This window comes from Roseateles oligotrophus, assembly GCF_025717515.1.
GTDB classification, from domain to species: Bacteria; Pseudomonadota; Gammaproteobacteria; order Burkholderiales; family Burkholderiaceae_C; genus Paucibacter_A; species Paucibacter_A oligotrophus.
Window position 1 is genome coordinate 81,032 of the sequence record NZ_JAJIRN010000009.1, and the last position, 17,120, is coordinate 98,151.

Consider the following 17,120-nt stretch of genomic DNA (forward strand, 5'->3'; position numbering starts at 1 on the left):
CAGGGCGCCTCGATGGCATCGACTTGCTCAGCGATTAGATCCGCTTCGCCAACTCCGCCGCCTTGCCCACATAGCTGCCCGGCGTCATCGCCAGCAAGCGGGCCTTCTCGGCCTCGGGAATCTCCAGCCCGTTGATGAATTCGCGCACACCCTCGGCCGTGATGGCCTTGCCGCGTGTCAGCTCCTTCAGGCGCTCATAAGGGTTAGGCAAGGCAAAACGGCGCATCACCGTCTGGATAGGCTCGGCCAGCACTTCCCAGGCGCCGTCCAGATCTTCCGCTAGCTTGGCTTCGTTGACTTCCAGCTTGTCCAGGCCCTTGAGCAACGACTCGTAGCCCAAGACCGCGTAGCCGATCGCCACGCCCATATTGCGCAAGACGGTGGAGTCGGTCAGGTCGCGCTGCATGCGGCTGATCGGCAGCTTCTGGCTCAGGTGCGTGAGCAAAGCGTTGGCTAAACCGAAATTGCCCTCGGCGTTTTCAAAATCGATCGGGTTGACCTTGTGCGGCATGGTCGAGCTGCCGATCTCGCCGGCAATCGTGCGCTGCTTGAAGTAGCCCAAGGAAACATAACTCCAGACATCGCGTGACCAGTCGATCAGGATGGTGTTCAGGCGCGTGACCGCATCGAACAGCTCGGCCATATAGTCGTGCGGCTCGATCTGGATGGTGTAGGGGTTGAAGCTCAGGCCCAACTGCTGCTCGATCACGCGCTGGCTGAAGGCCTCCCAGTCGAAGTCGGGCCAGGCCGACAAATGGGCGTTGTAGTTGCCGACCGCGCCATTCATCTTGGCCAGCAGTTTGACATCGGCGATGCGGCTACGGGCATTGCGCAGGCGTGCCACGACGTTGGCGATTTCCTTGCCGATGGTCGTCGGGCTGGCGGTTTGGCCATGCGTGCGGGCCAACATCGGCGTGGCCGCCATGGCGTGGGCCATCGCCGTTAGCTTGGCGGTGATGCGGTCGATGGTGGGCAACAGCACATCGGCGCGGGCGGCCTTGAGCATCAGCCCGTGACTGGTGTTGTTAATGTCTTCGCTGGTGCAGGCGAAATGCACAAACTCGCCGGCGGCCTTAAGCTCGGGGCTGTTTTCGAAGCGCGATTTGAGCCAGTACTCGACCGCCTTGACGTCGTGGTTGGTGGTTTTCTCGATGTCCTTGATTGCCTGTGCGTCGGCCTCCGAGAAGCGCGTCACCAGGCCGCGCAAGAGTCCGCGGGACGCGCCGGTCAGCGGCTTGAATTCGGCAAAACCAGCGTCCGACAAGGCGATGAACCATTCCACTTCAACCTGCACACGGCGGTGCATCAGGCCGAACTCGGACAGCAAGGGGCGCAGCGCGGCCACGCGCGAGGCGTAGCGGCCGTCCAGTGGCGAGAGGGCGCTGATCGAGGAGAAGGCGGATAGGTTCATGGCGGTGGCGGCCTGGCGGCGGCGTTGGTCAAGCAAGAGTGCAAGCGCAGCATTTTATCCGCGAGGGTGGCGGGCCGACTTGTGGGTGCAGACGGGCAAGGACTTGGCGGGAATCTGCGTCCGGCTTCTGCTTAAAGTTTTGATTTATTCGCTGCCAAATAATGTACTTTTCATACATCAGGCCCGGATTATCGCTATGAAAACCAGTGATCTATCGGGAAAACACCATCTATCAAATGTAGTTTTACTTCATTAGCATCGCGCCAAAATCCGGCCTGCTGTCTTTTTGGCGCAGCCCAGGTTTCCCTTTCTTTAAGGACGCATATGACGGTTCAATGGGCAAACATGCTGCGCAAACTGCGGCGAGCGGCGGCTTATATCGGCCTAGGGCTGGCCTTGGGCCAAATGGCCGGCTGCGGCGGCGGTGCCGTCACCGAGTCCACCGCGGCGCCGCTGGCGGCCGGCATGGCCTCGGCCCAGGCGCTCGACGCAGACACGACTTTGTTAGCCGCCGTGCCCTTGCCCGATGCACGTCGCAAGGCTGCGGCAGCCGCGGCCACAACGCTGCGCGTGCATTACCGCCGCGCCAATGGCGACCAATCCGGCTGGCAGTTGCACAGCTGGGGTGCGGCGCAGAGCCCGAACTGGAATGAGGGTTGGAATGCCTCAGGCAGCGACGAATTCGGCGCGATTTACGACGTGCCGCTGGTGGCCGAGAGCGGCACGGTCGGCTATCTTTTGCATAGAGGCGATTGGAAGGATTGGGGCGGTGCCGACCAAAGCCAGGCCTTGCAAGCGGGTGCGAACGAGATCTGGCGGTTAGAGGGTGACTCGACCACCTACGCCAGCAATCCGCTGGGCTTGCCGGTGCCGGACATCAAGACGGTGCGGGTGCATTACAAACGCTTCGACAGCGCCTATGCGAGCTGGGGCTTGCACCTGTGGAACGGCAGCGGCTTGAATGTCGCGGGCTTGCCGGCCGGCATGGCGATCGATCAATGGGGCAACCCGGTCGCCATCGGCGCGATGCCCGGCTACGCAGCGGGCGCGGGCGAAGTGGTGTTCGATATCCCGGTGTTGAACCCCAAACTGGGCGGCGGCCAAACGGCGCTGGAATTCATCATTCACGGCATGGCGCCTAACCAGGGCGACAAGGATGGGCGAGACAACAATATTCGCGTCGACTACAGCGCGCTGACGATCAAGAACCAGGTCGGCGAGATCTGGCTGGTGCAGCAAGACCCCGCCGTCTACCTGGCTCCGCCCGACCTGCGCTCGGTCTCCAGCACCGATGCGCGCGCCGTCTGGCTGAACAAGAGTTTGCTGCAATGGCCGCGCGTGACGGCCGATGGCGTGGTGCGCCTTTACTACTCGGCCAAAGGGCAGATCGTCGTGCAGCGTGATGCGCTAACGCTGGGGGCAGACGGCTTCATTACGCTGGACGCCTATGCGGGAGCGGTGCCAGCGGACGCTGCGCTGCGCTTCAAGTACATCGCCTCAGGAGCAGTCTTCAAGGTGCGCGATGCCGACCTGAGCCGCCTGCCATTTCTGCACACCCAGCAGCTCGTGCTGGTGCAAGAGAACGCCGCCGGCCTGGCGCAGAACGCCAGCACCGCGCAGGTCGCCGGCGCGCTGGATGAGCTCTATGCCGCCGCCACTCAAGAAGGCAATTTTGGCGCCGTGGTGGTGCAGGGCCACACCGGCTTCAAGCTCTGGGCGCCGACGGCGCAGGCGGTGTCCTTGATCACCACCGAGCAGAACGGCCAGGCATTGACGCGCACCCGGACAATGCCCATGCAGCTGGACCCCGCCACCGGCAGCTGGAGTCTGAGCTTGCCCGGCGATCGCTCGGGCCAGGTCTATCGCTTTGCCGTGCAGGTGTTTGTGCGCGGTGTCGGCCTTGTTCTCAACCAGGTGACCGACCCCTATTCGCTCGGCCTGACCATGGGCAGCCAGCAGAGCGTGGTGATGAATTTGCAGTCGCCGACCTTGAAGCCGCCCGGTTGGGATGCCGGCGCGCCGCCCAACACGGTGGCCAGCAGCGCGGACATGAGCATCTACGAGCTGCATGTGCGTGATTTCTCGATCAACGACGCCAGCGTGCCGGCGGACAAGCGCGGCAAGTACCTGGCCTTCACCGAAACAGGCTCGATGGGCATGAAGCACCTCAGCGCGCTGGCGCAAAGCGGCCTGACCGATGTGCATCTGCTGCCGGTGTTCGACATCGCCAGCGTGAATGAAAAGAACTGCCTAACGCCGAATCCAGCAGGTCTGCCTGACGGCGAGTCGCAGCAAGCCGCCGTTGCCGCCAGCGCCGGCACCGACTGTTTCAACTGGGGCTATGACCCCTTGCATTTCACAACGCCCGAGGGCAGCTATGCCAGCTCGGCGGTCAAGCCGGCCGCACGGGTGCTGGAGTTCCGCCTCATGGTGCAGGCGCTCAACGCGGCAGGGCTGCGCGTCGGCATGGACATGGTCTACAACCACACCAGCGCCTCGGGCCAGAACGCCGCCTCGGTGCTGGACAAAGTGGTGCCCGGCTACTACCACCGGCTCAATGCGGTGGGCGGCATCGAGCGCTCGACCTGCTGCGAAAACACCGCCGCCGAAAACCACATGATGGCCAAGCTGATGATCGACTCGGCCATCACCTGGACGCGCGACTACCGCATCAGCTCGCTGCGTTTTGACATCATGGGCCACCACCCACGCTCGGTGATGGAGGAGCTGAAGGCCCGCGTCAAGGCGGCCAGCGGGCGCGAGGTGCAAATCCTCGGCGAGGGCTGGAACTTCGGCGAGGTCGCCAATGGCGCGCGCTTTGTGCAGGCCGACATGATGAGCTTGAACGGCTCCGGCATCGGCAGCTTCAACCCCTTCATCCGCGACGCGGTGCGTGGCGGCAGCTCCTTCGATTCGGGCAACAACCAGTTCGCCAACCAGGGCTTTATCAACGGCTTGTTCTATGACCCGAATGGCTTGGGCGGCGGTAAGACCCGTGGCGATCTGATGTGGCAGGGCGACCTGATCAAGGCCAGCCTGGCCGGCTCGATCCGCAGCTTCAAACTGCAGACCAGCTGGGATGCAAATCTGCGCCTGGAAGAAATCAATGCCGGCGGGCTGCCGGCCGGCTATGTGCTGGAGCCGTCCGAGGTGGTCAACTATGTAGAGAACCACGACAACACCAGCCTGTTCGACAACAACGTCTTCAAGCTGCCGACCAGTACCAGCCGCGAAGACCGGGCGCGTGTGCAGATTCTGGGCGCGGCCATCAACAGCTTCAGCCAAGGCATTGCCTACTTCCATGCCGGCGTTGACACGCTGCGCAGCAAGTCCATGGACCGAAACAGTTATGACTCGGGTGACTGGTTCAACAAGCTGGACTGGAGCTATGCAGACAACAACTTCGGCGTCGGCCTGCCGCCGGCCCGTGACAATGCGGACAACTGGTCGCTGCTCAAGCCGCTGCTGGCCAACCCCTTGATCAAGCCAGCGCCGGCCGACATCGCCTGGACCCGCGACGCCTTCCGTGATCTGCTGGCGATACGCAAGAGCACGACGCTGCTGCGCTTGCGCAATGCCGAGGACATCAAGGCGCGCCTGACGTTCCACAACACCGGCAGCGCGCAAGAGCCGACGGTGCTGGTCGGCCATCTGAACGGGGTCGGCTATGCCGGCGCCAACTTCCAGGAGCTGGTCTATCTGATCAATGTGGACAAGACCGACAAGCAGTTGAACATCGCCGCCTTGGCCGGGCGCGCCTTTGAGCTGCATCCGGTGCACCGCTCGCCGGCGGCTGCCGACAAACGCGCCGCGCTGGCCAGGTTTGATTCCGCGACGGGGCAGTTCACGCTGCCGGCGCGCACGGCGGTGGTGTTTGTGCTGCAGCCGCCGCTGATGGGCAAGCGCGGCGGCTGAAGGCGCTGGTCAGATGGGCGCTCGTTCCAGCGAGCGTCGGATCTTGCCGGCGTCTTGCAGGCGCGCGGCCGAGCCGTCGGCGTCCAGCAAGACGACGGTGACATTCTTGCCGCCGCTCTTCATGCGCATGGTCAGGCAGCGCCCGGCTTCTTCGGTGTAGCCGGTCTTGGACAGGCGGATGTCCCAGCCCTTGCTGCCGACCAAGCGATTGGTGTTGTGAAATTCGCGCTTGCGGCCATTGACGGGGATGATGGCTTTCTTGTCGCTGGTGATATCGCCGATTTCTGGATAACGCGAAGCCGCAGCGGCAATCTTGGCCACCTCGGTGGCCGTCGATGTGTTCAGCGGTGACAGGCCGGTGGCCTCGCTGATGCGGGTTTGGGTCAGGCCCAGTGCGCGAATTTTCGCGCTGACGGCGAGTTGAAACGCCGCCAGTCCGCCTGGGAAGGTGCGCGCCAGGGCCGCAGCGGCGCGGTTCTCCGACGACATCAAGGCCAAGGTCAAGGCATCCTGGCGGGTCAGCTGCGCGCCCACCGGCAAAAACGAGACGCTATGCTTGAGGCGGTCCATATCGGCACTGTCGATGCGAATGGTCTCCTTCATATTCGACTTGGCGTCGAGCACGACCATCGCCGTCATCAGCTTGGTCAAGGAGGCGATGGGCACCACACTGTCGGCGCTCTTTTCTTTCAAAACCTTGCCCGAACTTTCGTCCAGGACCAGCACATGCTTGGCGTTGACGGGTACATCGCTGAGGCTGGGTACATGCACCGGTTTTTCGCGGTTGCTTTTAGCCTGGGCTGGGGCCTGAATCAGCCCCAAACCAAGTCCTATGAGCAGGGTCAACTTCAAAGCCTGGCGGCCTAGAAGCGAGCGGCCGGCCGGGAGGCGGGCAGGCGGCATGCCGTCTTGGTGAAACTTGGGCAGGGATCTGATCATCAATGAGAGGTGAAGCCGACGGTTACTTTGAGCTTCCATTCTAAATTGGGCACACTCCTGGTTTCGACAGCGCGAAGCCGACAGCCATGTTGATACGCAATATCTGCCTCCCCGATGGACGCCAAGGCCAGGACCTGCTGGTGCAAGCCGGCCGCATTGCCGCCATCGGCCCCAATTTGCCCTCTCCCGAAGGCGTGCAAGGCATCGACGGCCAGGGCTGGCTGCTCAGTCCGCCCTTTGTCGATGCGCATTTCCACCTCGACGCGGCGCTCAGCTACGGCCTGCCGCGCGTCAATCAGAGCGGCACCTTGCTGGAAGGCATCGCGCTATGGGGTGAGCTGAAGCCGCTGCTGACGCAAGAGGCCTTGGTCGAGCGGGCGCTGAGCTATTGCGACTGGGCGGTGGCCAAGGGCCTGCTGGCGATCCGCAGCCATGTCGATGTGTGTGATGAGCGCTTGTTGGCCGTCGAGGCGCTGCTGCATGTGAAGCAGCGGGTCAAGCCCTATCTGGATCTGCAGTTGGTCGCGTTTCCGCAAGACGGGCTGCTGCGTGCGCCGGGCGCCGTTGAAAACCTCAAGCGTGCCTTGGACATGGGCGTCGAGGTGGTTGGCGGCATTCCGCATTTCGAGCGCACTTACGAGCAGGGCACGCAAAGTGTGCGGCTCTTGTGCGAGCTGGCCGCCGAGCGCGGCCTTGCCGTCGATATGCATTGCGACGAGAGCGATGACCCGGCTTCGCGCCATATCGAGACCTTGGCCTTCGAGACCCAGCGCCTAGGCCTGCAAGGGCGCGTCACCGGCTCGCACCTGACATCGCTGCATTCGGTCGACAACTATTACGCGTCCAAACTGATTGCCTTGATGGCCGAGGCGCGGCTGCAGGTGGTCGCCAACCCGCTGATCAACATCACCCTCCAAGGGCGGCATGACAGCTACCCCAAGCGGCGCGGCATGACGCGCGTGCCCGAGCTGCTGGCGGCCGGCATCAATGTCGGCTTTGGCCATGACTGCGCGCTCGACCCCTGGTATTCGCTCGGCAGCGCCGACATGCTCGAGGTCGCGAGCATGGGCTTGCATGTGGCGCAGATGACCTCGCAGACCGGCATGCAGGCCTGCTTCGACGCGGTCACCGTCAACAATGCGGGCGTGCTGGGCCTGACGGGCTATGGTCTCGAAGTGGGCGCTAACGCCGACTTTGTGCTGCTGCAGGCCCGCGATCCGGTCGAGGCCTTGCGGCTGCGGGCCCAGCGTTTGTTGGTCGTGCGGCGGGGTCAGGTCTTGAGCCGCTGCGCGCCCAGCACCGCGCAACTGAGTCTGGCCGGCCGGCCGGCGAGCGTCGATTGGACTCGGCGGCAGGCATGAGTGAGAACCCTGCCCCCATGAACTTGGGGTGGGCGAGTTTTCTGATGCTTGGTACAAGGACATAAGGCCGAGGTTTTCGGCCTGTTTTGCCTTGTCAAAATTCGGGGGATTCAAATGAAAATTCGTTCACTCTCTACGCCGTTGCTGGCGCTGGCCGCCTTATTGGCGCTGCCTTTGGCGGCCCAGGCGACGGTCTACCAGTTCAACGCGACGATCAACGCCGCCCAGGAAGTGGGCGCCAGCAGCTCCACGGCCAGCGGCCTCGCCAGCCTGTCTTATGACGATATGGGCACGCTCGCCGTCGGTGACGACAGCTACAGCTTCACGATGGGGGTGTCCGGCTTGAGTGGGGCGCCGACGGGGTTTCACATCCATGGGCCGGCCGCCATCGGTGTCAACGGGCCGGTACGGGTAGATTTGGCTGCGGCGCCGTTTTTTTCGGCGAGTGGGGGCGGCTTCTTGACGGTCTTCGGTAGTGGCGTCGTGCCGGCCTCGTTCGGCGCGATGTCGATGAAGGATGCGCTGATGGGAAATCTGGCCTACGTCAACGTCCATACGGCCGCCGATCCAGGCGGTGCGGTGCGCGGGCAGTTGCTCTTGGTGGCCGTGGTGCCCGAACCTTCGAGCTACGCCTTGCTGCTGGGCGGCTTGGGGCTGGTCGGATTTGTGGCAAGGCGCCGCCGTTCGCTTTGAACTGAATTGCTGTGCCTTCAAGAGCCCGCTGTTTGCGGGCTTTTTTGTCTCTGCGCGCTCATTGAGCGAAGAATCGTCTGCGTTCCTCGTTCGCCGGATGGCTTGAAAAAGCGATCGAGAGCTCGTCGTCAAGCCCCTGCATCTTTTCCAGGCGCTCGAAGAAGGGCAGCATCACCTTGGGTGAGATGCCCGCCTTGCGCAGCAGGCTGCGCGCATGCTCATCGGCCTGGCGCTCAAAGTCGCGTGAATAGGACTGTTGGGCCAGCAGCGCCGGCAGGCCCGCGAGCAGAGCCGAATAATCGCCGACGATGAGCCCCGCAAGGGCCGCAGCCATGCTGGCCTGAATCGTCATGCGCAGGCCGTGCCGATGTCGCACATGGCCCAGCTCATGCGCCAGCACACCGAGCACGGCGTTTGGCTCGTCCGCCATCAGTTCGACCAAGGCGTCGGTCATGACAATGTCCCCGCCGGGCAGCGCAAACGCATTCGGCCCGAAGGCCTTGTTGGCCTGCCTGAAGTGCAGCCGGTAGGGCGCTTGCAGGTCCGCCGGCGAGGCCGCCAGCAGCCGCTCGAAGCGTTGACTCAGCTCTAGCTGCTTGGCCGCATCCAGCCGGCTGGCTTGCAACAAGTGGCGGTCGAAGTAGGCCAGCGCGCGGCCGCCCAGGTCTTGCTCCACGGCGGCCGGTAGCAGCGTCATCGTGGCCTGAGTGGCCAAGGGGATGCCCCAGCGCCAAGCCGAAGTCAACAGCGCGAGCAGCAAGAGCAAGCTCAGGCCGACCCGGCGCCAACTTTGCATCCAGCGCACCAGTGCCGAGTCAAGCAGGCCCGAGGACTGGGCCCAGCTATCCCAGGCCTGCGATTCGGCACAGCTGAGCAGGCCGCCATCGGGTAACTGCACTTGACGCTCGCCATGGCGCTGGCGCTCCGGCCATTGAATGGCCTTGCATGGGTATTGCCGCTGGCTCGGCGCGCCGTCATTGGCGGCCACCAAGACATGCAGCAGACCCTGCTCAAGCCAGATCTCGGCCGACTGCGCGCGCGCGCTGCGGCCATCGAAATAGACCAGGCGCAGGCGCGCGCTTGGCTCGTGCTGCAGGCTTGTCATGCCGCCCGAATTCACAAGCCCATGTCGAAACCGAAGAAATCGCCGGCAGCTTCTCCGGCGGCATCGGCGTCGGCGACCATGCGATCGGCCACCCAGTCGTCCAGGTCTCCGCTCAGTGCAAGCCCCATCGCAGCAAGCCGCAGGCGGGCGGTGTTGATGGCGGCGAATGGCCGGTACAAGCCCAGGGTCAGCAAGGTCAACAGCCAGTTCTTGGCGGTCAGCCAGGCCAAGGCGCGAAACTTCAAGTGGCTGTCAAACTGCAAATGGGCGCTGCTTGTGCCACTCCAGACCAGGTTCTGCATCCGAGCGGTGAAATAGGGGCCGGCGATCATGAACATCAGCAAATAGGCCAGGATCAGCAGCAGGCCCAGCAAACCAAAGACCACGGCCTTTGCCTCCGGCTTGGACTGCAGCGCGGGGATCAGCACCGCGCTCAGCATGCCGATGAGGAACATCGGCAGCAGGGTGACCGACATGCCCTTCAGGCTCAGGCCGTAGAAGCGGCGGGTCGGCGTGCTGAGTTGGCTGCGTTGATTGGCGTAGACATAGGCGTCATGCTGGTATCGCTTGATGCGGGCGAGGCCCAGCGGAAGCAAAAGCAGCATCGCCAACAGGGGCAGACCGGTGCCGATGCCAAGCCATAGCGCTTGGTCACCGGCTTGCTCCTGCGCGCCCGGGCCGAAGGCGGCTTGGGCCAACAGCATGATGATGCTGGGCAAATAGACCGGCAACACCGCCTTGTAGGCCGAAGCCAACTCGCCTCGGAAACCCATCCGCAGGCCGCGCCAGCTGGTATTGCCCAGACGGAATTGCAGGCTGGCCCGCCAAAGCGCCGGCCAGACTGCGCAGAGCACGCCAAAAGCCACCAGGCCCGCCATCGGCGAGTAGCGGCCGGCCAGCGCGTAGGCGCCCATCAGCAGCAGCAAGAGCATGAAGCCACGGAACATATGCCAAGGATTGCCGTGAAAACTCAAGGCCTGCCCGTCGATGCGGGTGTTGGCGTAGAAGTAGCGCAGCCTGCGGGCCTTGGCGAAGGGCAGGTACAAGCCCAGCGTCAGCAGGCAAAGCAGCAAGTTGACGATCCAGATGCGAAAGTACTCGCTGCCGGAGCCGGTGAAGTTGATCGGCAGTTGCCGAGCCGGCGTGCTGCTGGCCGACGCGGCCACGGCCGCCTCTATGCTTTCGTGCATGCGAATTTCCTCCTGATTTTTGTATCGTTATGCCGGCTATGCTGCCGGTCCGGTATTTTCAGGCTTGAGCGCGCAATGTGTATCGGGATCATCCCGGCCGCCCTTTTAGGGGGTTCTATGCCTTAGAAAGCCGCACTTGTACAGTCTGGCGCACAACATTGCCTTGGCTAGAATGAATTCAAACAGGACGACGTCAGCGCAGCACATATGAAACTTATCGGATCACTTACCAGCCCCTTCGTTCGCAAGGTGCGCATCGTGATGGCCGAAAAAAAGCTCGACTACCAGCTGGTGCTGGAGGATGTCTGGAGCAGCGACGCCATTTTGAAGATGAATCCGCTCGGCAAGGTGCCTTGCCTGGTGATGGAAGGGCAGGACTCGATCACCGGCGCGGTGTTTGACTCGCGCGTGATCGTTGAATATGTGGACACGCTGTCGCCGGTCGGCAAGCTGATTCCCGAGCGCGGCCGCGAGCGAACCGAGGTGAAGACCTGGGAAGCATTGGCCGACGGGGTGATGGACGCCGCCGTCCTGGCCTTGCTGGAAAACAAATTCGCCGGCCGCCCGCCCGAGCAGCGCTGCGAGGCTTGGGTGCAGCGTCAGCTGGACAAGGTTTCGGCCGCCTGCGCCGCGATGAACCAGGGTCTGGGCGACAAGGCCTGGTGCTGGGGCAATCATTTCTCGCTCGCCGATATTTCGGTCGGCTGCGCCTTGGGCTATGTGGACTTCCGCTTCCCGGCGATTGATTGGCGCGGCGCCAACCCGAACCTGGCCCGCCATTTCGAGAAGCTTGGCGCCCGCCAGAGCTTTATCGACACCGCGCCGCCGGCGGCCTGAACAGGGCTTTGCTGCCCCAGCTCTACTCCTTTCGCCGCTGCCCCTACGCGATGCGGGCGCGGCTGGCGCTGCGCTATGCCGGTATAGAGCTCGAGATCCACGAGGTTCAACTGCGCGCCAAGCCGCCAGAGCTGCTGCGCTTGTCACCCAAGGGCACCGTGCCGGTTCTGCTCTTGCCCAGTGGCGAATTGATCGAGCAAAGTGCCGACATCATCTTCTGGGCCTTGGCGCAGGCCGACCCGCAAGGCTGGCGCCGCCTTGAACTGGACGCCGAGGCCCTGCCTTGGCTGGCGCTCAACGACGGCCCGTTCAAGCGCTTGTTGGATTGTTATAAATACCCGGATCGTTACCCACAAACCACACAGACTCAATGGCGGGCCGAGGCCGAGGCCTTGATGCTGGCGCCGCTGGAGCAGCGCTTGGCGCGGCATGCCTATGTGCTGGGCCCAAACCCGAGTTGGTTGGATCTGGCCTTGCTGCCTTTTGTTCGCCAGTTTGCCGGCGTTGATGCGGCCTGGTTCGAGGCCGCGCCTTATCCGGCCTTGCGAGCTTGGCTGCAAGCCTGGCTGGGCAGTGACTTGTTCATCGACGTCATGCTCAAACCAGCGCAGGCGACTTGAGGCGAGCGGCACAACAAAGTTCCCGCTGCCATGACTTTGCGGCTGGGCGATTGCCATGCTGCACAATCGCCCGGCACCAATTGATCCATTGAACAAAGGAGCCCAGCATGGGCGTGAAGAGCGTTTTTTCCGGCCTGTGGTGGGTGATCGCCAAGTTCTGGGCCTTGCTGGATGCCAGCCGGCGCGCCTTGTTGAATCTGCTTTTGCTGGCGCTGCTGGTGGCCTTGGTGAGCGGCTTGATGTCGCGCGGCCCGGCGCCGCTGAAGGACAAGACCACGCTGGTGCTGGATCTGCACGGCGCCCTGGTCGAGCAATTTTCGGGTTCGCCGCGTGATCAAGTCATGGCTCAATTGCGCGGCAATGCGCAGCGCCAGACAAGGCTGCGCGATGTGCTGGCAACGCTGGACGCTGCCGCCCGCGACCCCAAGATTGGCACCGTCTTGCTGGATCTGGACGAGTTCGGCGGCGCCGGCATGTCCGGCCTGCACGAGGTGGCGGCGGCGCTGAATCGCTTCAAGACCAGCGGCAAGAAGATCGTTGCCTATGGCGACCACTTTGATCAGCGCGGCTACTTTCTGGCCGCGCAGGCCAGCGAGATTTATCTGAACCCGATGGGCGCGGTGATGATCGAGGGCTTCGGCCGCTACCGCAATTACTACAAGGATGCGCTGGACCGCCTGGGCGTGTCGGCCAATGTCTTGCGCGTCGGCACCTACAAGAGTTTTGCCGAGCCCTATTTTGCCAATGCACCGTCCAAGGCTTCCCTGGAAGCGGAGGGTTACTTGTACGGCGAGTTGTGGACGGGCTATACGGATGCGGTCGAGAAGGCGCGCAAGCTGCCCAAGGGCGCGGTGGCTGGTCTCATCGAGAACCTGCCTGAAACCATGCTCGCCGTCGGCGGCGATACGGCCAAGCTGGCGCTGCAGGCCAAGCTGATCGACGGCGTCAAGACCCGCGACGAGGTGCGCGACTTGTTGATCGAGCGCGGCAGTAAAGATGACAAGGGCAAGAGCTTCCGCCGCGTGTCCTTGGCCGAATACCAGGTGTTCTTGAAGCCCAAGGCAGAACATGGCCCGGCGGTCGGCATTGTGGTGGCCGAGGGCGAAATCGTTGATGGCAGCGCCGGCCCGGGCAAGGTCGGCGGCGATTCCACCGCCAAGCTTATCCGCCAAGCCCGCGAGGACGAGAACGTCAAGGCCTTGGTCTTGCGCGTCAACTCGCCGGGTGGCAGCGCGTTTGCGTCCGAAATCATCCGGCGCGAGCTGGAACTGACGCGCAAGGCCGGCAAACCGGTGGTGGTGTCGATGGGTGATGTGGCGGCCTCGGGCGGCTACTGGATCTCGATGTCCTCCGACGAAGTGACCGCCGAGGCCGGCACCATCACCGGCTCGATCGGCGTGTTCGGCATGTTGCCGACGGCCGACAAGCTGCTGGAGAAGTTGTCCATCAACACCGGCGGTCACACCACCACCTGGTTGGCCGGCGGCTACGACCCGCGCCGCCCGCTCGACCCGCGCCTGGCTTCGGTGGTGCAGTCGGGCATCAACCACATCTATGCCGATTTCACCGGCAAGGCCGCGGTGGCGCGCAAGAAGACGGTGGCCGAAATCGACGCCGTCGCGCAGGGCCGCGTCTGGACCGGTGCGCAAGCGCTGGAGCGCGGTTTGGTCGACCGGCTCGGCAGTTTGGATGACGCGATCAAATCGGCGGCCGCCAAGGCCAAGCTTGGGCCCGATGCGCGGGTGAGTTATGTCGAGGGCGAGATGGGTCGCCTGGAGCGCTTGCTGTCCAGCCTGGAGGACGTGATGGCGCCGTCCATCGCCGCTGCCATTCGCGCGGAGTTGGGTTTGACTCTGCCCAAGGCCTTGCAGGAGGCGAGCGCCGACCTGGCTTTCGTGACCGAGATGGGCGGCAGCGGCAAGAAACCTTTTGAGGCGGTCGTCCATTGCCTGTGTGCGGCGCCTTGAGATCGGAAGGGCGGCGCGCCGCCCTTCTATAATGCCGCACAGCGCCGATTTGTTCCAAATTGCGGGCGCTTAATAAATTCCGCTAAAGAGGGGCTCCGCAAACCGGCGTCCGCTTACTCTCAGCGGTGCCGGTTTTGTTTTTTAGGAGGCCTTTCACTGATGCCACATAGCGGTCAATTGGGCGACGTCAGCCCTCAGCGCATGGCGTTTGCGCAGCCCCTGCGCCTGCGCAGCGGGCTTGAGCTGCGCGACTACGAGATGGTCTACGAGACCTATGGCGAGCTGAACGCTGCACGCAGCAATGCGGTGCTGGTCTGCCATGCCTTGAATGCCAGCCACCATGTCGCCGGCACCTATGCCGGCCAGGACAAGAGCGAAGGCTGGTGGGACAACCTGATCGGGCCGGGCAAACCGCTGGACACCGACAAATTCTTCGTCATCGGCATCAACAACCTCGGCTCCTGCTTCGGCTCGACCGGCCCGCGCGACGTCAATCCGGCCACCGGCAAGGTCTACGGCGCCGACTTCCCCGTCGTCACCGTGCAGGATTGGGTCGATGCCCAGGCCCGCGTGCTTGACGAGTTAGGCATCACGCAGTTGGCGGCGGTCTTGGGCGGCTCGCTCGGCGGCATGCAGGCCTTGGATTGGGCGCTGCGCTACCCCGAGCGCCTGCGCCACTGCATCGCGATTGCGACCGCACCGGCGCTGTCGGCGCAGAACATCGCCTTCAACGAGGTGGCGCGGCGCGCCATCATCACCGACCCCGATTTCCACGGCGGCCATTACGCCGAACATGGCGCGATCCCGAAGCGCGGCCTGCGCGTGGCGCGGATGATCGGTCACATCACCTATCTGTCGGACGACGCGATGGAGCAGAAATTCGGCCGCGAGATGCGGGCGGCCGAACTGGGCTACACGACCCAGGACATCGAGTTCCAGATCGAGAGCTATCTGCGCCACCAGGGCGACAAGTTCAGCGACTACTTTGACGCCAACACCTATCTCTTGATCACGCGGGCGCTCGATTATTTCGACCCGGCGCGTGAATTCGGCGGCGATCTCAGCCGCGCTTTTGCTAGCGCAAGCTGCAAATTCCTGCTGGCCAGCTTCACTACCGATTGGCGCTTTTCGCCGGCCCGCTCGCGCGAGATCGTCAAGGCCTTGCTGGACAACAAGCTCGATGTGTCTTATGCGGAGATCGATGCGCCGCACGGCCACGACGCCTTCTTGCTGGAAGACCCCCGCTATCACGGCGTCTTGCGCGCCTACTTCACACGCATCGCCGTTGAATCGGCAGGAGAGGCGGCATGAGCAGCGCTGTCATCGAACAAATCGCGGCGCTGGTGCCGGTCGGCTCGCGCGTCCTGGACCTGGGTTGCGGCACCGGCGAACTGCTGGCCTATTTGCAAAAGCACAGAGGCTGCACCGGTTACGGCGTCGAGCTGGATGATGCCAATCTGCTCGCCTGTGCGCAGCGCGGCGTCAATGTGATCCAGCTCAATCTGGAAGAGGGACTCGCCATTTTCGAGGACCAGAGCTTCGATGTGGTCTTGCAGCTGGAGACCTTGCAGCATCTGCGCAATACCGAGGCGATGCTGCGCGAGACCGCGCGCGTCGGCCGCATCGGCATCGTCAGCTTCCCCAATTTCGCCCATTGGCCGAACCGCTTGCAAGTGGCCTTGGGGCGCATGCCGGTGACGCGGGTGCTGCCCTACGAGTGGTACAACACGCCGAACATCCGGGTCGGCACCTTTGCCGATTTCGAGGTGCTGGCGCACAAGAACCGGCTGCGCATCCTGGATAGCTTCGGCATTCAAAACGGGCAGGCGGTGCGCAGCTTCCCGAATCTTTTGGCCAGCATGGCGGTCTTCAAGTTCGACCGAGGCTAGGCGCCTGCATTGCCTTTTGATTCACCCCGCTCATAAACCGAGTTAGCCCGGCCGACCAGCAGGGGGTCGAGCTGGCCGAGCTTGGCCAGGTCTTTGTTCGTATAGGGCAGTTGATGCAAGACATGGCGCATCGCGTTCAGGCGCGCGCGCTTCTTGCAGTCGGACTTGACGACGGTCCAGGGCGACTCGGCAATGTCGGTATGGAAGAACATCGCCTCCTTGGCCTTGGTGTAGCTGTCCCATTTGTCCAGCGAGGCCAGGTCGATCGGCGACAGCTTCCATTGCTTGAGCGGATGCGCCTCGCGCTCCTTGAAGCGGCGGCGCTGCTCGGCTCGGCTGACCGAGAACCAGAGCTTGACCAGATGCACGCCGCTGCGCACCAGATTGCGCTCGAACTCGGGGGCCTGACGCATGAACTCGACGTACTCGTCATTGCTGCAAAAGCCCATCACCCGCTCGACGCCGGCGCGGTTGTACCAGCTGCGGTCAAACAGCACGATCTCGCCGGCCGTCGGCAGATGCTGCACATAGCGCTGGAAGTACCACTGGCCGCGCTCCACGTCGCTGGGTTTTTCCAGCGCCACCACGCGCGCACCGCGCGGGTTCAGGTGTTCCATATAGCGCTTGATGGTGCCGCCCTTACCGGCGGCGTCGCGGCCCTCGAACAAGATGATGACCTTCTGCCCGGTCGCCTTGACCCAGGCCTGCAGCTTCAGCAGCTCCACTTGCAGCTGGTATTTTTGCTGCTCATAGTTCTTGCGCGACATCAGGTTTTTATAGGGGTAGCCGCCGCGCCGCCAGTCGGCCGACAGCTCTTCGTCCGGGTGCGCGCCGTTCAGCGGCGTGGCGTGCAGCTCCTGCAGCAGCGCTTGACGCAGCGCGGCCGCATCGTCGGCGGAGGCGCCGGCCACTATCGCCTTGACGGACGAGGCCAGTGCATCCGGCCCGCCGTTGGCGACGATGTCCTTCAGGGCGGCCAACTCCCGGCCATGCGCCGCGCTCAGCGCTTCTTTGACGACTTGGCGGGCAATGCGCTTGCCGTCCAGCGTGCCGGCGGTGTCGCCGCTGCGGCTGCGGCGCGGCTTCTCGAGGGCCGCGGCCTTGGCTTTGACCTTGGCATTGCTGCGCGGTGTTGCTGACTTCTTGGTCGGGCTGGGTTTGGCTGGACTTGGGCTCATGGGCTTGAATCGGCT

General features: G+C 63.6%; 13 protein-coding genes. 8 read left to right on the top strand and 5 right to left on the bottom strand.

The genetic code is table 11. The features are described from left to right. Positions 1-34: 34 nt before the first annotated feature. Positions 35-1,411, bottom strand: coding sequence for an adenylosuccinate lyase (purB, locus tag LNV07_RS19650; protein WP_263572880.1), 1,377 nt, complete (start codon positions 1,409-1,411; stop codon positions 35-37). A 324-nt stretch (positions 1,412-1,735) separates the two neighbouring features. On the opposite strand from purB, the gene LNV07_RS19655 reads away from it, so the two are divergent. Then, positions 1,736-5,326 (top strand): alpha-1,6-glucosidase domain-containing protein, encoded by a 3,591-nt coding sequence (locus LNV07_RS19655; protein ID WP_263572881.1) that lies wholly within the window; start codon positions 1,736-1,738, stop codon positions 5,324-5,326. 9 nt (positions 5,327-5,335) lie between these two features. On the opposite strand, the gene LNV07_RS19660 is transcribed toward LNV07_RS19655, so the two are convergent. Beyond that, positions 5,336-6,265, bottom strand: coding sequence for a serine hydrolase (locus tag LNV07_RS19660; protein ID WP_263572882.1), 930 nt, complete (start codon positions 6,263-6,265; stop codon positions 5,336-5,338). A gap of 86 nt (positions 6,266-6,351) precedes the next feature. Between LNV07_RS19660 and LNV07_RS19665 the strand changes: the two genes are divergently transcribed. Both LNV07_RS19665 and LNV07_RS19670 read left to right on the top strand, forming a co-directional pair. After that, the gene (locus LNV07_RS19665) at positions 6,352-7,626 is read left to right on the top strand and encodes an amidohydrolase family protein (protein ID WP_263572883.1); all 1,275 of its coding nucleotides are present in this window, start codon (positions 6,352-6,354) and stop codon (positions 7,624-7,626) included. A gap of 114 nt (positions 7,627-7,740) precedes the next feature. Then, positions 7,741-8,319: a CHRD domain-containing protein gene (locus LNV07_RS19670; RefSeq protein WP_263572884.1), complete on the top strand. Its 579-nt coding sequence runs from the start codon at positions 7,741-7,743 to the stop codon at positions 8,317-8,319. Between the two features lie 58 nt (positions 8,320-8,377). Here LNV07_RS19670 and LNV07_RS19675 read toward each other — a convergent pair whose 3' ends face one another. Next, positions 8,378-9,424, bottom strand: coding sequence for a M48 family metallopeptidase (locus tag LNV07_RS19675; protein ID WP_263572885.1), 1,047 nt, complete (start codon positions 9,422-9,424; stop codon positions 8,378-8,380). Positions 9,425-9,435: 11 nt separating this feature from the next. Next, the gene (locus LNV07_RS19680) at positions 9,436-10,614 is read right to left on the bottom strand and encodes a YjgN family protein (protein WP_263572886.1); all 1,179 of its coding nucleotides are present in this window, start codon (positions 10,612-10,614) and stop codon (positions 9,436-9,438) included. Between the two features lie 207 nt (positions 10,615-10,821). Here LNV07_RS19680 and LNV07_RS19685 point away from each other — a divergent pair, with 207 nt between their 5' ends. The 5 genes from LNV07_RS19685 to metW all read left to right on the top strand — a co-directional run bounded on the left by LNV07_RS19685 (position 10,822) and on the right by metW (position 15,927). After that, positions 10,822-11,451 (top strand): glutathione S-transferase C-terminal domain-containing protein, encoded by a 630-nt coding sequence (locus LNV07_RS19685; RefSeq protein ID WP_263572887.1) that lies wholly within the window; start codon positions 10,822-10,824, stop codon positions 11,449-11,451. A gap of 8 nt (positions 11,452-11,459) precedes the next feature. Further along, positions 11,460-12,071: a glutathione S-transferase gene (locus LNV07_RS19690; RefSeq protein ID WP_263572888.1), complete on the top strand. Its 612-nt coding sequence runs from the start codon at positions 11,460-11,462 to the stop codon at positions 12,069-12,071. 107 nt (positions 12,072-12,178) lie between these two features. Then, positions 12,179-14,038 carry a signal peptide peptidase SppA gene (sppA, locus tag LNV07_RS19695; protein ID WP_263572889.1) on the top strand — a complete coding sequence of 620 codons (1,860 nt, stop codon included), beginning with the start codon at positions 12,179-12,181 and terminating at the stop codon, positions 14,036-14,038. Between the two features lie 159 nt (positions 14,039-14,197). Beyond that, positions 14,198-15,349 carry a homoserine O-succinyltransferase MetX gene (metX, locus tag LNV07_RS19700; protein ID WP_263572890.1) on the top strand — a complete coding sequence of 384 codons (1,152 nt, stop codon included), beginning with the start codon at positions 14,198-14,200 and terminating at the stop codon, positions 15,347-15,349. Continuing rightward, the gene (gene metW, locus LNV07_RS19705) at positions 15,346-15,927 is read left to right on the top strand and encodes a methionine biosynthesis protein MetW (RefSeq protein ID WP_263572891.1); all 582 of its coding nucleotides are present in this window, start codon (positions 15,346-15,348) and stop codon (positions 15,925-15,927) included. Before metX ends, metW begins: the two co-directional genes overlap by 4 nt. On the opposite strand, the gene ppk2 is transcribed toward metW, so the two are convergent. Next, positions 15,924-17,105 carry a polyphosphate kinase 2 gene (ppk2, locus tag LNV07_RS19710; RefSeq protein ID WP_263572892.1) on the bottom strand — a complete coding sequence of 394 codons (1,182 nt, stop codon included), beginning with the start codon at positions 17,103-17,105 and terminating at the stop codon, positions 15,924-15,926. The two genes, metW and ppk2, sit on opposite strands and share 4 nt — an antisense overlap. Between the last annotated feature and the right edge of the window lie 15 nt (positions 17,106-17,120).

Bases quoted from the DNA above. Each gene is read 5' to 3' on its own strand.
- sppA (WP_263572889.1), top strand. From the start codon at position 12,179: ATGGGCGTGAAGAGCGTTTTTTCCGGCCTGTGGTGGGTGATCGCCAAG.
- purB (WP_263572880.1), bottom strand. From the start codon at position 1,411: ATGAACCTATCCGCCTTCTCCTCGATCAGCGCCCTCTCGCCACTGGAC.
- LNV07_RS19680 (WP_263572886.1), bottom strand. From the start codon at position 10,614: ATGCACGAAAGCATAGAGGCGGCCGTGGCCGCGTCGGCCAGCAGCACG.
- LNV07_RS19660 (WP_263572882.1), bottom strand. From the start codon at position 6,265: ATGATCAGATCCCTGCCCAAGTTTCACCAAGACGGCATGCCGCCTGCC.
- LNV07_RS19655 (WP_263572881.1), top strand. From the start codon at position 1,736: ATGACGGTTCAATGGGCAAACATGCTGCGCAAACTGCGGCGAGCGGCG.
- LNV07_RS19685 (WP_263572887.1), top strand. From the start codon at position 10,822: ATGAAACTTATCGGATCACTTACCAGCCCCTTCGTTCGCAAGGTGCGC.
- metW (WP_263572891.1), top strand. From the start codon at position 15,346: ATGAGCAGCGCTGTCATCGAACAAATCGCGGCGCTGGTGCCGGTCGGC.
- metX (WP_263572890.1), top strand. From the start codon at position 14,198: ATGCCACATAGCGGTCAATTGGGCGACGTCAGCCCTCAGCGCATGGCG.
- LNV07_RS19670 (WP_263572884.1), top strand. From the start codon at position 7,741: ATGAAAATTCGTTCACTCTCTACGCCGTTGCTGGCGCTGGCCGCCTTA.
- ppk2 (WP_263572892.1), bottom strand. From the start codon at position 17,105: ATGAGCCCAAGTCCAGCCAAACCCAGCCCGACCAAGAAGTCAGCAACA.
- LNV07_RS19665 (WP_263572883.1), top strand. From the start codon at position 6,352: ATGTTGATACGCAATATCTGCCTCCCCGATGGACGCCAAGGCCAGGAC.
- LNV07_RS19675 (WP_263572885.1), bottom strand. From the start codon at position 9,424: ATGACAAGCCTGCAGCACGAGCCAAGCGCGCGCCTGCGCCTGGTCTAT.